We start from the raw sequence: 16,286 nt of genomic DNA on the forward strand, positions 1-16,286 counted from the left end.
AAAAAAGGCGAGCATCGAATTTACCTCGATGCTCGCCTTTTCAATTACACTGCTTTTTCTTTATCTGTTACCACTGGCTTATCCCAGCACTCTGTATTCGTTAAACCAGGAATAGAATCTGCACTGAAGACTGGATCTTTCCCTTGTTTCTTTTGCCTTACATAGTCTGTTAATGCCGCGTACGCAAATCGGCCAAGAAGTGTAATCGCAATTAAGTTCGTGATTACCATTAGACCCATAAATAAGTCTGCCATATTCCATACAACTTGAAGCGTCGCAACAGAACCGAATAATACCATTCCAACTACCGCAATACGGTAAATTGTTAACCACGTTTTGCTTTGCTTAATAAATTCAATATTTGTTTCACCATAATAGTAGTTTCCTAAAAGAGAACTAAATGCAAATAAGAAAATAATAATCGCTAAGAAGCTACTTGCCCATGGGCCGATTTGTGAGCTTAATGCATTTTGCGTTAATTCAATACCTTCTAAATTCGTTGCTTTATATGCACCAGAACATAGTACGATAAATGCTGTTGATGTACATACTAAGAATGTATCTACTAAAACGCCGATCGTTTGAATAAAACCTTGTTTTGCTGGATGCGTTACATCAGCTGTTGCTGCCGCGTTCGGCGCACTACCCATACCTGCTTCGTTCGCAAATAATCCGCGCTGAATACCATATTTCATCGCAGCGCCGATACCGCCACCTACAGCTGAATCTAAACCGAATGCACCTTTAAAGATTTCCGTAAACACATCTGGTATTAAATAGAAGTTTTTAATGACAACAAAAATAGCTACCGCAATATAAACAAGCGCCATTGGCGGAACAATCATTTCCGACATACGTGCAATACTTTTTACACCACCAAAAATAATAACCGCAACTAATGCAGCTAATACAATACCAACAATATAACGCTCTAAACCAAATGCATTTTCAAACGCTAATGTTACTGTATTCGCTTGTACTGAGTTAAAAATTAAACCGTAACTAACTGTAATAAGGATAGAAAACCAAATTCCCATCCAACGTTTATTTAAACCTTTTTCCATATAATAAGCAGGACCACCACGGAAGCCACTGCCATCTTTTACTTTATAAATTTGGGCAAGCGTACTTTCTACGAAACTTGAAGAAGCCCCGATAATCGCAATAACCCACATCCAAAATACAGCTCCAGGTCCTCCCATAGATATAGCTAATGCTACACCAGCTAAGTTACCGATACCAATACGAGCTGCTGAACTCATACAAAACGCTTGGAAAGAAGATACACTACCTTTTTTACGCGTCTTTCCAGTTAATCCATCACTCATTAGTCGAACCATTTCCCCTAAATGAGTAATTTGTACGAATTTCAATTTAATAGAAAAATAAAGACCTAAACCAATTAACATCGCAATAAGAATATATGACCAAAGAATTGTATTTGTTGATGAAATAAATTGCTCTAAAATATTCATACAATTAACCCCTCCTTTTCTCCATAAAACGAATTATATTTAAAAAACATTCAAAAATCAACATTTTTCGACAATTTGCAATTTCCAAATATTAGCCAGGTTCACAGTAACAATGTCCTTATGACTGACTACCCTCCCTCTAACTGTGCATACTAAAACAAAAAATAAAGTAACTACTCAGCCACCTTTCGGTGTCTTTTTTAAATTTTACTAGTTTCATATGCCTCCCATTTGTAAATACTGAGTATATCAAACAGGGGAGGTGAATCTTATGGTCGATCGAAAAATTATTTTAGATACATATAAAAAAGGACCTGAAGCTGTTATTTCTTTATTTGAAGAAACATTTTCTAAGTTAGAAAAACGTATACAAGAACTAGAAAATGCTTCAAAAAAAAACTCCAAAAATAGTCATAAGCCACCTTCTACAGATGGTTTGGGTAAGCCCGTTACAAAAAGTTTGCGCAAACCGTCTCATCGTCAAACGGGTGGCCAGTTGGGCCACAAGGGACATACTCTTGGTTTGACAGCGACTCCAGATCATACGATTACACATTCTCCTACATATTGTACTTGTTGTCATACTTCCTTGAACCACGAGCCTGTAAAAGGGTATCGCATTCGCCAAGTGTATGACTTACCACCTATTCAGATCGAAGTGACAGAACATAAAGTAGAACAGAAAGAATGCCCACATTGCCATTCTATCCAAGAAGCCCAATTTCCTTCGACAGTATCTCGTCCTGTTCAATATGGTCCAAATATAAAAAGACTGATTCCCTATTTAACGCATTATCAATGCATTTCTTTGAAGCGAACAAAAGAATTCTTTCAGGATTGTTTTGGACATTCTATAAGCGAAGGAACCCTGGTAAATCATACACAGGCTTTCGCTTCTCAATTGCAGCCATTCATAAAAGAAGTAAAGGAAAAGATTCTGCAGTCTCCTGTTGTCCATTTTGATGAAACTGGTATGCGTGTAGAAAACAAAACACAATGGTTACATACTGCCAGTACACCGGAGGTGACATTGCAACATATTCATCAAAAACGTGGAAAAGAAGCAATGGATGCTGGAGAAATCTTGCCATCTTTTTCTGGAATTGCGATGCATGATGGTTGGAAATCGTATGATGCGTATACAGATTGTCGTCACGTTTTATGTAATGCCCATCTCTTACGAGATTTACAAGGAATTATAGATAGTACTGGAGAACAATGGGCACAACAGATGCAGAAATTTCTAACGCAAGCGTTGACGATGAAAAAGCAATCCGAAGGTACCATGCCAAAAGCGACGCAAAAGAATCTGTTTATTATGTATCAATCCATATTGAAAGAACAACAGATTCTTTCCACGAAACAAAAGAAGAAAGGAAAGCAGACGCCTTCTCAAAATTTATGGAATCGCTTCGTCAAGTATTCTGACAGAATTCTAGCGTTTTTAGAACATCCAGCCATTCCATTTGATAACAATCAAGCAGAACGGGATATTCGGATGACGAAAGTAAAACAGAAAGTGTCTGGGACTTTCCGAAGTAAGAAAGGCGCAGAATCTTTTTGTCAGATACGAAGCTTTATGAGTACCATGAAAAAACAAAAACAATCGGTCTTACAAGCGATAAACCAAGTCATAGAAACTAGAACGGTTCCTTGGAATAACACGACTTCATAAGAGAATTTCTCTATTTGGCATAGATTCTTTCTCTGATTGGAGTATTTTCTTTTCATGTTTTCGAATCGGAAACATGTATTTGGCCTGTTTTTTTATTTGAAGAAGCTGAGTAGTTACAGCGGAAAGTTTCCAAGTAACTCTTAAACGATTATTTTCTTCTTCTACGCTACCTTTCCCCGGCAACTGAAATACTCTCTGCTCAAACTTATTCTCTTTTACCTCTTCTAATTTCCCACCTTTATTCTCTTCCAAAGGCGCCGCATATCCTTTCGATGCTTCGAAAGCTACTGGCGATAATAATGTAGATATGCATATACCAGCAACTAATACCCTACTCTTTTTTTGCTTTGACATAATCTGTGTCCCCTGTCCTTTTTTTAGACAAACCATCCTATATATTCGTTTAATGAAAAATCCTATTATCTTTATAAAAACATTTAATGAATAGACTAACACCTCGCGCACCTGTATCTATTACTACCGCATTTCCCTCCATGTATTCGCTTTCTTACATTATAAAATTTTTATGTAATATCCCCTCCTCACTTCTCTCTATTTGTGATGAGTTCTCTTGCTACATAAAAAAGAGAATAGTAAAAGATATTTTTCAGTATTGTCATCTATACATCTAAAAATGTGAACAACAATAGATTTTTACATTTTCTTCATATATGACCATCTATAGGTAGTTTTTCCAACTGAATTGTACACGCTTTACACTTTGTTTGATAGCCTCTCTAATTAGAATAATGTTACAATTTCGTGAATAAAATCCATTTATTGTAACGTTTAGATTTCTCCATATTTTATTATTTTTAAATACTTCTTCAAACGTTAAAATAGTGTTTCACTCGATTAATTATTATCTTGATATACCTTTAAAGAATTCATATGAAAAAGCATTGGCATATACCAATGCTTTTTCATTATCTCTTTTGATTCGGTTTATGCGGTTCATTTGGAGTATATGGCTTATTTGGTTTATTTGGAGCCTCAGCCTTTTTCCAACTTACCGCTAACTCTGGACTTGTTTTTTCTTCACTACGCTCAAGTAATACTACTGCATTTTGAATAGTCGGTGTACCTTTATGCGCAATCCCTTGTAATTTCGTTAAATTTCCTGATACTTTAAAGCTAAATCCACCAGCTGGTGTTTGTTTCGGAATTAAAATGCGGAACTTTTCTCCTACATTAAATTCTGTTTTTGTTTCGCCTTTTTCATTTGCAAATTTCACGCCCGCTGGTGCACCTGTTGCTTGCACTTTATACGTTCCGCTTTTTGCATTTGTTTCTACTGTATATAAGCCTGTTTCAAAGAAATCATTTTTTAAGACTGCTTCTTGTTCTTCTGTAGGAGTTACACTCATCGTAATTTCTTGTAGCTCTTCGCTAGCGTTTGCTTTTGCAACGATATCTTTTGTTACTTTCTCTACATTTTTATTTCGGAAATCTAAATCATTAACATCAATTTGTTTTAACGCATTCCATACTGCAAGCTGCGTTGCGTAATGCGCCTCTCTCCAATCAGATACTCCTAATTCTTGTGGGCTCTTTTGTGGATATCCATTCAACAGTACACGGTACACATTAATATCCACTTTACCCATTTCTGGTAAATCTTGACCACTCGGAGATTTTAAATCTACATTTAAGCAAAATGCAATTTTTCCATCTGCCGTTTTAATAAGTTCTGTTCGAATTGGTTTCTTCTTTGACTTACTATAACTCCAATTCATTTCATACTTTGTATGATCCATAACTTCTGCGAATGCTTTTTGAAGTGGGAATAATACAAATAAGACACTTAAAAACATAGCTAAAAGTTTGAACGATTGCTTTATATTCATGTTTACAGCCCCTTAATAACAAACTTAATACTAAGTAGTATTTATTTAGAAACTATTTTTATGCAAAAAAAAAGAGTGCTTTTAAGCACTCTTTTTTCTTACCTTAATCTTAGAAATCGAAGTTATCAGGATCTGGACCAACGCGATGATTTTGATTTAACGCATCGATTTTTTCCATATCTTCTTTCGTTAATTCAAAGTTAAATACATCTGCGTTTGCAATAATGCGGTGTTCTTTCGTTGATTTTGGAATTGTGATTACTCCATTTTGAAGATCCCAACGTAAAATAACTTGCGCTGTTGTTTTACCGTGTTTCTCAGCAATCTCTTGTAATGTTTCGTTATCTAATAATTGACCTTGCATTAGTGGTGACCATGCTTCCATTTGAATACCTTGTTCTTTACAGAAAGCTTGTAGTTCTTTTTGTGTTAAACGAGGGTGGTATTCTACTTGGTTAATCATTGGTTTAATTTCTGCATCTTTCATTACATCTTGTAAGTGATGGATTTGGAAGTTACTTACACCAATTGCACGTACGCGCTTTTCTTTATAAAGTGTTTCTAGCGCTCTCCATGTATCTTTATATTTTCCTTCTGAAGGCCAGTGAACAAGATATAAATCTAAATAATCTAGTCCTAATTTTTTTAGACTCTCTTCGTATGCAGCAATTGTTGTTTCATACCCTTGATCTGCGTTCCATACTTTTGAAGTAATAAATAATTCTTCTCTTGCAATACCAGTCGCTTCAATACCTGCACGAATTCCTTCACCTACAGCTTTTTCATTTCCGTAAATTGCAGCTGTATCGATGCTGCGGTATCCTGCTTTAATTGCTGATTTTACAGCTTCTACAAGTTCTGGTCCTTCTTCTACTTTAAATACACCTAAACCGAACCAAGGCATTTCTACACCGTTATTTAATACTGCTTTACTTTGTAAGTTTTTCATTTTATTTTCTCTCCTTTTATTTTACTTGATCTCTTTTTTCTAATGTCATGCTCCACGCTGTTAAAATAACAGCGGCTACTACCATAAGGCCACCTACCCAAGCAGTATGGATTAATCCTAATGAATTCGTTACAAGGCCACCTATATAAGAACCTAAAGCGATCCCTCCGTTAAATGCGGCAATATTAATTGCTGAAGCAACATCAACCGCACTCGGAACAAAGCGCTCTGCCAATATAACTACATATACTTGTAGCCCCGGAACATTCATAAATGCGAATAGTCCCATGAAAATAATTGTGATTAATCCAGCTACTTTAAATGGCGCTGTAAATGTTAAAACAAATAATATAATCGCTTGAATCAAAAACATGTAAAATAGCGCTCGAATCGGATTATGATTCGATAATTTTCCGCCGACCATATTCCCTATCGCAATTGCGATTCCATACACTAATAAAATGATAGTAACAGTACTTGCTTCAAATCCTGTTACTTCTTGTAATAACGGAGATAAATACGTAAATGTTACGAATGTACCGCCGTATCCAAGTGCAGTAATAATGAAAACAAGTAATAGTCTTCCATTTTTAATTAATTTAAATTGATCACGAAACGATACAGGTACACCATTTTTTAAATTAGATGGGACGAGTATACTGTTTGCGATGAAAGCAATAATTCCAATTACAACAATCGCCATAAATGACGCTCTCCAGCCAAATTGTTGACCGATAAATGTTCCAATTGGCACACCAGTAATAGTCGCAACTGTTAATCCAGTAAACATAATCGCAATTGCGCTAGCACGTTTATTCTCTGGTACGATTGCAGCTGCAATTGTAGATCCAATTGACATAAACACACCATGTGCAAACGCAGATACAATTCTTGCAATAATTAATACAGTGAAGCTTGTTGCTACCGCCGCAATGCCATTACCAATAATGAAAATAACCATAATCCACATTAATAATGTCTTTCGCGACATACTAGCCGTTAACGCTGTTAAAACAGGAGCTCCTACCGCTGCTCCTAACGCATATAAGGAAACCGTTAAACCGGCTGTTGTAACCGAAACATTTAAATCTTTTGAAATAGATGGTAGTAAACCGACACTAATAAACTCGGTCGTACCAATCCCAAACGCACTAATTGCTAGCGCTAATAAAGCAAACATACTTCTTCGGCTCGTCTGAGCTTCCGAAGATGGTACTGTATATGAACTCAATTGAATTCCTCCTTATTACAAGAAATCCAATCATAATAGTATGATAAAAAGGCCCTTTTATCTTCTAAAAAATATATTTCATACTTACAAATGCTATTATGAATGGTTTCATTCCTTTTTTGAAGAACGCACTTTAAAGTACGATAGGCACTAAAAAGTAACATAGTCACTTTTTGGTACCGTACTACTCATTTGCCTCTTACATGTGCTATTATGAAACATATTTAACATGATAAAAAGTACGTACTTTAAAGTGCTATAGGTACTAAAAAGTAACATTTGTATGATTTAACTTATTTTACTCACAAAGGGAGGATTTCATATGAAGAAATACAATATTCCTGTAGAGGCGACTTTAGAAGTTATCGGCGGCAAATGGAAAGTTGTTATTCTTTGTCACTTAACGAAAGGTACAAAGAGAACGAGTGAATTAAAACGCTCAATGCCTGGTATTACACAAAAAATGTTAACGCAGCAATTACGTGAATTAGAAGACGACGGCGTTATTCAAAGAAAAGTATACAATCAAGTCCCGCCAAAAGTAGAATATTCTCTTACCGATTACGGTTGGTCTTTAGAATCCATTCTTGATTCTCTTTGTTCTTGGGGCGAATGCCATCTTGAAAAAGAAGGTAACACATCGATGCTAATTGCGGAAGGTGAATAATAGGAAAAAGGAAAAAACGAACATGAATTTGTTCATTTTTTCCTTTTTTTCTTTATATATATGTACATTTCTAACTGGAACAAAATATTTTATACGCTTTCATACCTTGTCAGCACTACGTTATACACTCAATATCAAATAATTAGGAATCATTTTTATGTTAACATAGGTGTATATAGTATATAATATAGGATATATATTATATACACTTTCCGGTAACGGAGCTTTTCCATTATGCGGACAAGCCATGTATCGGACAGTTCATAAATAATAAGTAAGACGTTATGGTTTTAGATTTATGTTTGCAGCTTACTTGCTGTCATAAATTTAAAGGCATTTTATTGTGTTTTGTGAAACTTTGTATAAAGTTTCGTAACCGTTTACTATCTTACTTATCAAAAATAAGAGTATTGCTATCGTAAAGGAGAATTGGAGATGCCAGAAACTATGACTCAAACAAAGCCAGAACAAGAAACTGTACAAATTTCTGCTAGCCAAGGACAACTTGATGTACTTGATCAGTTGTTAAAACCTGAGGTACAAGAATCATTAACAACACTAGTAGAACAGCTTCCAAAATTAACTGAGCTTGTTAACATTTTAACTAAGTCTTATGACTTCGCTCAAACTGTTGCTACTGATGAAGTATTAAAAAGCGACACTGTTGGTGCAATTACAGAGCTTGTAGAACCTGTAAAAGATACAGTGAAAAGCATGGCTGCAACTGCAATCGAAGCGAAAGATCGTGCTGACGAAAGCAACGAAGTTATCGGCCTATTCGGTCTGTTAAAATTACTAAAAGATCCACAAGCACAAAAAATGTTCCGCTTTGTGAACGCATATCTTCAAATTAGTGCAGAACGTAACAATAAATAATTTAACTTATAACAACAATTAGTAAAGACGGGGGATATCATACTATGTCAAAACAAATTGTCATCTTAGGCGCTGGTTATGGCGGTCTTCTTGCCGCTTTAAACGTACGTAAATATTACAGCAAATCAGAAGCACAAGTTACAGTGATTAACCAATACCCAACACACCAAATCATCACTGAATTACACCGCCTTGCAGCTGGTAACGTGTCTGAGCAAGCAATTGCAATGCCACTTACAAAGCTTTTCAAAGGTAAAGATATCGATCTTAAAATCGCAACAGTTGAGTCATTCTCAGTTGATAGCAAAGAAATCAAACTAGCTGGCGGCACTACTTTATCTTACGATGCACTTGTAGTTGCTTTAGGAAGTAAAACTGCTTACTTCGGTATTCCAGGACTAGAAGAAAACAGCATGGTATTAAAATCTGCTGCTGATGCAAACAAAATCTACAAACACGTTGAAGACCGTATTCGTGAATACGCGAAAACGAAAAACGAAGCTGATGCTACAATCGTAATCGGTGGTGGCGGATTAACTGGCGTTGAGCTAGTTGGTGAGCTTGCTGACATTATGCCTAAACTTGCAAAAAGCCACGGCGTAAATCCAAAAGAAGTGAAACTTCTTCTTGTTGAAGCAGGTCCAAAAATCCTTCCAGTATTACCAGACCACTTAATCGAACGTGCAACTACTAGCCTAGAAGCGCGCGGCGTTACATTCTTAACTGGTCTTCCTGTAACAAACGTTGCTGGCAACGAAATCGACTTAAAAGACGGTCAAAAACTTGTTGCTAACACATTCGTTTGGACGGGCGGCGTACAAGGTAACCCATTAATCGGTGAATCAGGTCTTGAAGTTAACCGTGGACGTGCAACAGTTGATGCATACCTACAATCTACTTCTCACAAAGACGTATTCGTTGCTGGAGACAGCGCTGTTGTCTTCGCTCCAGACGGACGTCCATACCCACCAACTGCACAAATCGCTTGGCAAATGGGTGAGTTAATTGGATACAACTTATACGCAGCACTAGAAGGCAAAGCATTCGAAGAGTTCGCACCTGTAAACTCTGGAACACTTGCTAGTCTAGGACGTAAAGATGCGGTTGCTACAATTGGAGCAAGCAATACTCCACTTAAAGGCTTACCAGCATCATTAATGAAAGAAGCAAGTAACGTTCGTTACTTATCACACATTAAAGGTCTATTCAGCTTAGCTTACTAATCTGAATATAAGCCCGAATCATGCCCTGCATGGTTCGGGCTATTTTTATCCGTAATTTTCTCTAACTTATTTATTCGGCAGAAGAATCGTATAACCCTTTTAATTATCTAAATTTACTGATTATTTTATGTCCAAATTGTGTATACGAAAAGATGGAAGTATTCTTCCTACTCCCATCCTTTCACACAAACTATTTGCCTAACTTCACAAGGCTGTAATTCTTCTTCCCTTTACGGATAATAATAAATCGTCCATCAAATGAATTTTCTACAGTAACATCTGTACCCACATCTGTTACTTTCTCACCATTCATAGAAATCGCTCCGTTATTAATATCTTCACGCGCTTGTCGTCTAGATGGTTCAATTCCTAAATCAACTAGCCATTCTACGATGTTTTTCGTCTCTTTTGAAGACTGAAATGTTGGCATTTCTTTAAAGCCTTGTTCAATTTCATCAGCTGTTAACGATTTAATATCTCCGCTAAATAACGCTGCTGTAATTTTCTCAGCTTGCAGGAACGCCTCTTCTCCATGAACAAATTTCGTCATTTCTTCCGCTAATACTTTTTGCGCTTCACGTTTATGAGGTTCCGCTTCTACCTTCGTTGCTAATTCATCAATACGCTCTTTCGTTAAGAACGTAAAGTATTTCAAGTATTTAATTACGTCACGGTCATCTGTATTTACCCAGAACTGGTAAAATTCAAACGGTGTCGTTTTTTCAGGATCAAGCCAAACCGCACCACCCGCTGATTTACCAAACTTCGTACCGTCCGATTTTAATAATAACGGAATCGTTAATCCGAATACTTTCGCCTCATGACCTTCTAACTTACGAATTAAATCTAAACCACTCGTAATATTTCCCCATTGGTCACTACCACCAATTTGCAGTTGAACATCCTCTTTCGTGTATAAATGATGGAAGTCCATCGCTTGCAAAATTTGGTACGTGAATTCCGTGAAAGAAATACCTGTATCCAAACGGCTTGCTACAATATCCTTCGCTAACATGCTATTGATGCTAAAGTTTTTCCCGTAATCACGTAAAAACTCAATAATATTTATTTCATGTGTCCAATCATAGTTATTTACCATCTTCACTTCGCTATTTCCACCAAAATCAAATAGCTTTTTCATTTGTGCTGTTAACGCATCTACATTATGCTGAACCACTTCTAACGTTTGAAGTTGACGCTCTGATTGTCGTCCACTCGGATCACCAATTGTTCCTGTTGCCCCGCCAATTAAAATAACAGGATGATGACCAGCTAATTGGAATCTCTTCATCATCATAAACGGAATCAAATGTCCGATATGCATACTATCACCAGTCGGATCAACTCCGCAGTATAGTGAAATCTTTTTCTCTTCTACTAGCTTACGTAAGCCTTCTTCGTCAGTCTGTTGATTAACGGCGCCGCGCCATTCTAATTCATCAATAATATTCATCTTTTGTCATCCCCTTTATTTTTTAAAAACAAAAAAGCCCCTATGTCTACGATAGACATAGGGACGATTATTCACCGTGTTACCACCCAGTTTGTATAAATAGCATAGCTACTCATACCACTCTTAGCAATAATATCGATTGCCAGTCCGCTTAGCATTACCTAAGATACTCCAGAGTGTAATTCACAAGTTTGTTTGTGCTAGGTTCCAGCAACCCCTAGCTCTCTCGTTAACAGTGACAAACTGCTACTGGGCTCTTTCAACGTATGTTATTTGTTAAATTATTAGCCATTATATTGAATTGAAAACAAATTGTCAACAATACCCAAATATTATTTTAAAATAATTCATATCTTCATACGTATTTCTTTATTCCTTATCTTCTCCAATAATCCTTACTTCTCGCTCCAACTTCACGCCAAATTTCTCTTCAACTGTCTTTTGTACGAAGTGAATTAAATCGATGTAATCTTGTGCTGTTCCGTTATCAACATTCACCATAAACCCAGCGTGTTTTAAAGAAACTTCTACTCCACCAATTCGCTTACCTTGTAGTCCTGAGTCTTGAATTAACTTACCAGCAAAGTTATTTGGTGGGCGCTTAAATACGCTACCACATGAAGGATATTCTAGAGGCTGTTTTGACTCACGTTTAAACGTTAAATCATCCATTTTTGCTTTAATTTCTTCATGTACACCTTCTTCAAGTTCAAATCTCGCTTCAAGAATAATGTAATGGTTGTTCGCAAATACACTCTTACGATATCCAAATTCAAATGCTTCTTTCGTCAAAGTACGTAGCTCTCCATCACCTGTCATTACGACAGCTTCTGTTAATACAAACGAAATTTCACCGCCGTATGCACCAGCATTCATATATAATGCTCCGCCAACTGAACCTGGAATACCACAAGCAAACTCAAGACCCGTTAAGTTATGGTCTAAGGCAATACGTGATACGTCAATAATTGCTGCACCACACTGTGCTACAATCGTCGTTCCTGTTACAGTAACACCTGTAATATGAATTAAACTTACTGTAATCCCGCGAATTCCACCATCTTTAATAATGACATTCGATCCATTTCCTAAAAACGTAACTGGAATATTATATTCGTTCGCATATTTGATAACTTCTTGAATTTCATCATAATTTGTAGGCGCAACAAAAACATCTGCTTTTCCGCCAACTTTAATATGCGTATGATTCTTTAACATTTCATCTTGTTTAACATGTCCTTCAGGCAATACCGTACTTAAATATTTATAAACCTCTTGCATATTCATTTTACGATTCCTCTATTTCTATATTCATTTTATCCCGTTATACGGGCCCATAATATCCCCACGTACATGAAAGAACCTAAAGTGGTGGATACAGTGTACCCAAAATCAATTCGAGACACCTATAAACCTCTTAATTTATAAGAGGTGCCACTCATATTAAAATATATATTGCATAATAAAGCAACCCAAATGGACTACTAAACTTGACATGTCATCAGAAAGACAACAATTTGTAAAATATGTGACTTTTTCAAAACACTATCCCTCAGTATCTTACTATACCACACAAAAAGAAAGTGGTATTTTTTTGTACTTTTTACTTTATTTACATCAATAAAAAAAAGAGCACATCCGACAGAATGTGCTCTTTCTATACTCTCTATATTACTTTTCGTTCTCTTCTTTTTCTTTATCAAACCATAACAGCTCATCGTTATCAACTTCACCATTATAATTGATTAAAATTTCTTCTCCTGCTTTTATATCCTTATAAGCATAGAAGTTAAACGTATGGTTCTCGAAGACAATATCATACGTTGCATTCGGTGTATATGAATGATTAAATAACATACCGTATCCTAAAAGGATTGCCGTATGATTGATTCCATACTCAAATGCGTAGTCAGCAAGTAATGTTTTCTCAATATGTTCATGCTGTTCATTCGGATAAGAGATAACTGGTGCTGCGTGTATCAACTCACCTTTTTTAATATCACGAGTTGCAAATACACCTCTATTAAATTCTCCATCACTAAGTTCAGAAGTCTTAACTTCGATCATATGCGTCACCTATTTAATTCTTTCTTTGAAGTATTTTAATTCCGCTATTAGCTGAATTTTATCTCCTTAAGCTTGGCAGAAAACGCGCAGAAAAGCAATTAAATTCCTATCAAGTATTCGTTTCAATGAAAAAAGAGCACATCATTTGTGCTCTTTCCAAGCAATATTACTTTTCTAAAATATCTTCTAACAACTTCACTTGCTCGCTAACAGTTTGTAACGTCTTCACTGACGTATCATTTCGATGTTTTTCTTCTTCCACACTCGCTAGCACTTCTTCTGTAGCTGTAGAAGTTTGCTGAATTACGTTAGAAGCATGCGTAACATCCTTTACGATATTCGTCGTTTTAACTTGGAAACTTTCTTGATGAACAACAACCTCTCGCATTACTTCATTAATCGCATCAATAAACTTCCCTAAATCAGTTACATTTGTTAAAACGCTTGCTAACATCTCGTTACATTCTTCTTGTACTCTTTCTGACTTTTCTACTTGTACTTCTACCTTACTTGCTTGATTACTAAACTCCTTCAAAATCCCTTGAATTCTTCCCGCAGAACGATTTGATTCTTCAGCAAGCTTTAACACTTCACTCGCTACAATAGCAAAACCTTTTCCATGCTCGCCTGCCCTCGCAGCTTCAATATTTGCATTTAAAGCTAGCAAACTCGTCTGACTTGAAATATTCGTTATTACATCTACAATTTCATTAATTTGTTTCGATTGCATCATTAAATCTCTAAATATAATTCCAGACTGTGAAACAACATCATTTAAACTTCTCATGTTAGTTTCAAAATTTCTTAGAGTATGTACACTACCTTTTGAAATTTCTAAGCTTTCATCCACACGAGCCGATGCAGTTCTTACTTGAGAGATGATTTGTTCAATATTTCTCTCCATATCATTCAATACTTCTACCGAACGATACATCATCTCTGATTGTGATTGCGTACCAACTGCCACCTCTTCAAAGGCAAAATTAATTTCACTCATCGATTCCATCGACGTGTTCATATTTTGTCTTAAATGATTGAAATTACTATCTAGTTTCACAACTGTTTCTTCAATAAGTCTTTGCGTCTCTTCTAACTCCTGAGCTTTTCTCATTACTTCTTGCTTCTCATCACTTAAACGAAGGAGCAAATTAGAACCGATTTTCGTGACGCCCCACATAGCGATTGTTACAATCGCTAACAAACTTGCGAAATTAGCAGCTTCAGACGAGGCTGTATAAGCAAAAAATTGCTCCGGCCAATAGCTACAAAGGATAAATGTGATCACAACAGCTACCCCGCCAAGAATTAAAATGAGACGCTCACTTAAGTAAATAAGTGAAACAGCTAATGTAAAATAGACCATTTGAAATACAGCCGGGCTTTCATTAAAAGCTTGTACCATAATGTAAGACATTGTAAGCAACATAAATGTCATGATATATTTATACGCTGATTCCATACTTTTTATAAAAGTAAACAGCGTTCCAAATGCAACGACAGAAATACCACAAATCCAAAACGCTATTGCTCTCTCTGTAAAAATATATCCATAATACCCAATTGCGATTATCCCAAGAAAGAAACTACAAATCGTTATAAACAGTAATAAATGATTTTTCTGTGATTCTTTCTCAAGGTTAGAAAAACAAGTCCTCTTTAACCACTCCATATGAAGCCCCACCTTCTACTTATACATATCAATTACTTCAGTTTAAATACCGCACTTACTGGGTTATGATCGCTATTTTCAAACTTTAAATCTTTCCCTTGTACATTTACAATCTCTACATTCGGTGAAACGATAAAGCCATCAATAATAGTGACGAAATTTTCACCTTCTACATATTTCTTTACATCATCTCTCACAGTCATAACAGACGGATCTACAGCCCACTTAAAGCCACCGTCCGTAAAGTCCTTCGGTAACTCTACTAACCACTCAGGGCGCTCTTTCACGAACTTCGGATCACTTAATTGAGCGTTTGAAACTAATTGATTCCAATCTCCGCCCATTATTACGTAATCACCATTTTCATAATGCTTGTTCATATATTCTTTTAAGTACTCTACTTGCTGTTTTCTAATTTTCCCGCCTTCATCATAAGCAGACAAATGTAAATTTACGAGTCTAACATGTTTCCCATTATTAACAGGAATTTTATATTCCACAATTGCTCGATCTAAATCAAACAAACGCTTTGGCCAAGGCTCCATTCCAGGAAGCTGGAACCTCTTCGCTTCTTGAACAGTGTATTTAGAAAACGTACTTAATCCAGCCTCCGCATATCCCATTGGATTTGTTATTGGCACTGGAACCCATTTCGTATCGTAGTTCTTGCCAAATGACGAAACATAATCAGGTAATCCTTTTTTCAAAAATTCATGTTCATTTACATCAAATGAACGAAGTGACTTTATATCAACTTCTTGTAATAGTGCAAAATCACTATTCTCATTTTGTAAAAACGAAAGCATATTCTTTAAATTAGTTTCCGTTTGCTCTTTACTACTTGAACCAGATCCCTTTCCACCATCCATAAAGAAATCTTGATCCTTATCTAACCCAGCATATCCAATATTAAATGTTGTAACTTTAAACTCATTTCCAGTCGCTAATACGCGCTCCTTATTATTCTCCACCTTCAAGCTTATAACATCAGCAGGCTGTTCTTTAGTAAGTGTCATATACGCTAGAAATCCTCCTACAATGCCCGCTACTACTAAAACACATGTAAATACGATTTTTAAAAATTTCTTCAAATAAATGACTCTTTTTCACGCGAATTTATTTTTCTTTATTTTCAGTCAAATAAAACAAAACGA

Annotated in this window: 13 protein-coding genes, 1 pseudogene and 1 other annotated feature; of the genes and pseudogenes, 4 read left to right on the top strand and 10 right to left on the bottom strand. The window is 36.0% G+C overall.

Annotation, left to right across the window (positions count from 1 at the left end; all coding sequences use genetic code 11):
• Positions 1-44: 44 nt before the first annotated feature.
• Positions 45-1,475 (bottom strand): alanine/glycine:cation symporter family protein, encoded by a 1,431-nt coding sequence (locus MHH55_RS19850; RefSeq protein WP_001022930.1) that lies wholly within the window; start codon positions 1,473-1,475, stop codon positions 45-47.
• A 271-nt stretch (positions 1,476-1,746) separates the two neighbouring features.
• On the opposite strand from MHH55_RS19850, the gene tnpC reads away from it, so the two are divergent.
• Complete coding sequence (tnpC, locus tag MHH55_RS19855; protein WP_100910632.1) at positions 1,747-3,150, top strand: IS66 family transposase; 1,404 nt, start codon at positions 1,747-1,749, stop codon at positions 3,148-3,150.
• A gap of 117 nt (positions 3,151-3,267) precedes the next feature.
• Here the strand turns inward: tnpC and MHH55_RS19860 are convergent.
• The 4 genes and pseudogenes from MHH55_RS19860 to MHH55_RS19875 form a co-directional block, all read right to left on the bottom strand.
• A pseudogene (locus tag MHH55_RS19860) lies at positions 3,268-3,504 on the bottom strand (hypothetical protein); the annotation flags it as partial.
• A 572-nt stretch (positions 3,505-4,076) separates the two neighbouring features.
• Positions 4,077-4,997: a thioester domain-containing protein gene (locus MHH55_RS19865; RefSeq protein WP_001022532.1), complete on the bottom strand. Its 921-nt coding sequence runs from the start codon at positions 4,995-4,997 to the stop codon at positions 4,077-4,079.
• 109 nt (positions 4,998-5,106) lie between these two features.
• Complete coding sequence (locus tag MHH55_RS19870) at positions 5,107-5,946, bottom strand: aldo/keto reductase (protein WP_000793532.1); 840 nt, start codon at positions 5,944-5,946, stop codon at positions 5,107-5,109.
• 16 nt (positions 5,947-5,962) lie between these two features.
• On the bottom strand, positions 5,963-7,126 hold the full coding sequence (locus MHH55_RS19875; RefSeq protein ID WP_002026553.1) for an MFS transporter: 1,164 nt from the start codon (positions 7,124-7,126) through the stop codon (positions 5,963-5,965).
• A 373-nt stretch (positions 7,127-7,499) separates the two neighbouring features.
• Between MHH55_RS19875 and MHH55_RS19880 the strand changes: the two genes are divergently transcribed.
• The 3 genes from MHH55_RS19880 to MHH55_RS19890 all read left to right on the top strand — a co-directional run bounded on the left by MHH55_RS19880 (position 7,500) and on the right by MHH55_RS19890 (position 9,943).
• Positions 7,500-7,844 (top strand): winged helix-turn-helix transcriptional regulator, encoded by a 345-nt coding sequence (locus tag MHH55_RS19880; RefSeq protein WP_000760481.1) that lies wholly within the window; start codon positions 7,500-7,502, stop codon positions 7,842-7,844.
• 435 nt (positions 7,845-8,279) lie between these two features.
• On the top strand, positions 8,280-8,720 hold the full coding sequence (locus MHH55_RS19885; RefSeq protein WP_001115309.1) for a DUF1641 domain-containing protein: 441 nt from the start codon (positions 8,280-8,282) through the stop codon (positions 8,718-8,720).
• A 44-nt stretch (positions 8,721-8,764) separates the two neighbouring features.
• Positions 8,765-9,943, top strand: a complete 1,179-nt coding sequence (locus MHH55_RS19890; RefSeq protein ID WP_000043198.1) for an NAD(P)/FAD-dependent oxidoreductase — start codon at positions 8,765-8,767, stop codon at positions 9,941-9,943.
• Positions 9,944-10,133: 190 nt separating this feature from the next.
• Here MHH55_RS19890 and tyrS read toward each other — a convergent pair whose 3' ends face one another.
• The 5 genes from tyrS to MHH55_RS19915 form a co-directional block, all read right to left on the bottom strand.
• Entirely contained in the window at positions 10,134-11,396 is a 1,263-nt protein-coding gene (gene tyrS / locus MHH55_RS19895; RefSeq protein ID WP_001021097.1) for a tyrosine--tRNA ligase, read from the bottom strand.
• A gap of 56 nt (positions 11,397-11,452) precedes the next feature.
• Positions 11,453-11,668 (bottom strand) — a binding site (T-box leader).
• 97 nt (positions 11,669-11,765) lie between these two features.
• Positions 11,766-12,683, bottom strand: a complete 918-nt coding sequence (murB, locus tag MHH55_RS19900) for a UDP-N-acetylmuramate dehydrogenase (RefSeq protein ID WP_001057102.1) — start codon at positions 12,681-12,683, stop codon at positions 11,766-11,768.
• Positions 12,684-13,067: 384 nt separating this feature from the next.
• Positions 13,068-13,463 (bottom strand): SET domain-containing protein, encoded by a 396-nt coding sequence (locus MHH55_RS19905; RefSeq protein WP_000573649.1) that lies wholly within the window; start codon positions 13,461-13,463, stop codon positions 13,068-13,070.
• Between the two features lie 166 nt (positions 13,464-13,629).
• Positions 13,630-15,132, bottom strand: a complete 1,503-nt coding sequence (locus MHH55_RS19910) for a DUF4077 domain-containing protein (RefSeq protein ID WP_017657022.1) — start codon at positions 15,130-15,132, stop codon at positions 13,630-13,632.
• A 32-nt stretch (positions 15,133-15,164) separates the two neighbouring features.
• Positions 15,165-16,223, bottom strand: a complete 1,059-nt coding sequence (locus MHH55_RS19915) for an endonuclease/exonuclease/phosphatase family protein (RefSeq protein WP_000714051.1) — start codon at positions 16,221-16,223, stop codon at positions 15,165-15,167.
• Positions 16,224-16,286: the final 63 nt, after the last annotated feature.

It is taken from the genome of Bacillus sp. FSL K6-2944 (assembly GCF_038005385.1).
In the GTDB taxonomy this organism is placed as follows: Bacteria; Bacillota; Bacilli; order Bacillales; family Bacillaceae_G; genus Bacillus_A; species Bacillus_A cereus.

What these genes read in the sequence shown, in the direction of transcription:
- MHH55_RS19850 (WP_001022930.1), bottom strand. Translation starts at nt 1,475, where the DNA reads ATGAATATTTTAGAGCAATTTATTTCATCAACAAATACAATTCTTTGG.
- tnpC (WP_100910632.1), top strand. Translation starts at nt 1,747, where the DNA reads ATGGTCGATCGAAAAATTATTTTAGATACATATAAAAAAGGACCTGAA.
- MHH55_RS19865 (WP_001022532.1), bottom strand. Translation starts at nt 4,997, where the DNA reads ATGAATATAAAGCAATCGTTCAAACTTTTAGCTATGTTTTTAAGTGTC.
- MHH55_RS19870 (WP_000793532.1), bottom strand. Translation starts at nt 5,946, where the DNA reads ATGAAAAACTTACAAAGTAAAGCAGTATTAAATAACGGTGTAGAAATG.
- MHH55_RS19875 (WP_002026553.1), bottom strand. Translation starts at nt 7,126, where the DNA reads ATGTTTGCTTTATTAGCGCTAGCAATTAGTGCGTTTGGGATTGGTACG.
- MHH55_RS19880 (WP_000760481.1), top strand. Translation starts at nt 7,500, where the DNA reads ATGAAGAAATACAATATTCCTGTAGAGGCGACTTTAGAAGTTATCGGC.
- MHH55_RS19885 (WP_001115309.1), top strand. Translation starts at nt 8,280, where the DNA reads ATGCCAGAAACTATGACTCAAACAAAGCCAGAACAAGAAACTGTACAA.
- MHH55_RS19890 (WP_000043198.1), top strand. Translation starts at nt 8,765, where the DNA reads ATGTCAAAACAAATTGTCATCTTAGGCGCTGGTTATGGCGGTCTTCTT.
- tyrS (WP_001021097.1), bottom strand. Translation starts at nt 11,396, where the DNA reads ATGAATATTATTGATGAATTAGAATGGCGCGGCGCCGTTAATCAACAG.
- murB (WP_001057102.1), bottom strand. Translation starts at nt 12,683, where the DNA reads ATGAATATGCAAGAGGTTTATAAATATTTAAGTACGGTATTGCCTGAA.
- MHH55_RS19905 (WP_000573649.1), bottom strand. Translation starts at nt 13,463, where the DNA reads ATGATCGAAGTTAAGACTTCTGAACTTAGTGATGGAGAATTTAATAGA.
- MHH55_RS19910 (WP_017657022.1), bottom strand. Translation starts at nt 15,132, where the DNA reads ATGGAGTGGTTAAAGAGGACTTGTTTTTCTAACCTTGAGAAAGAATCA.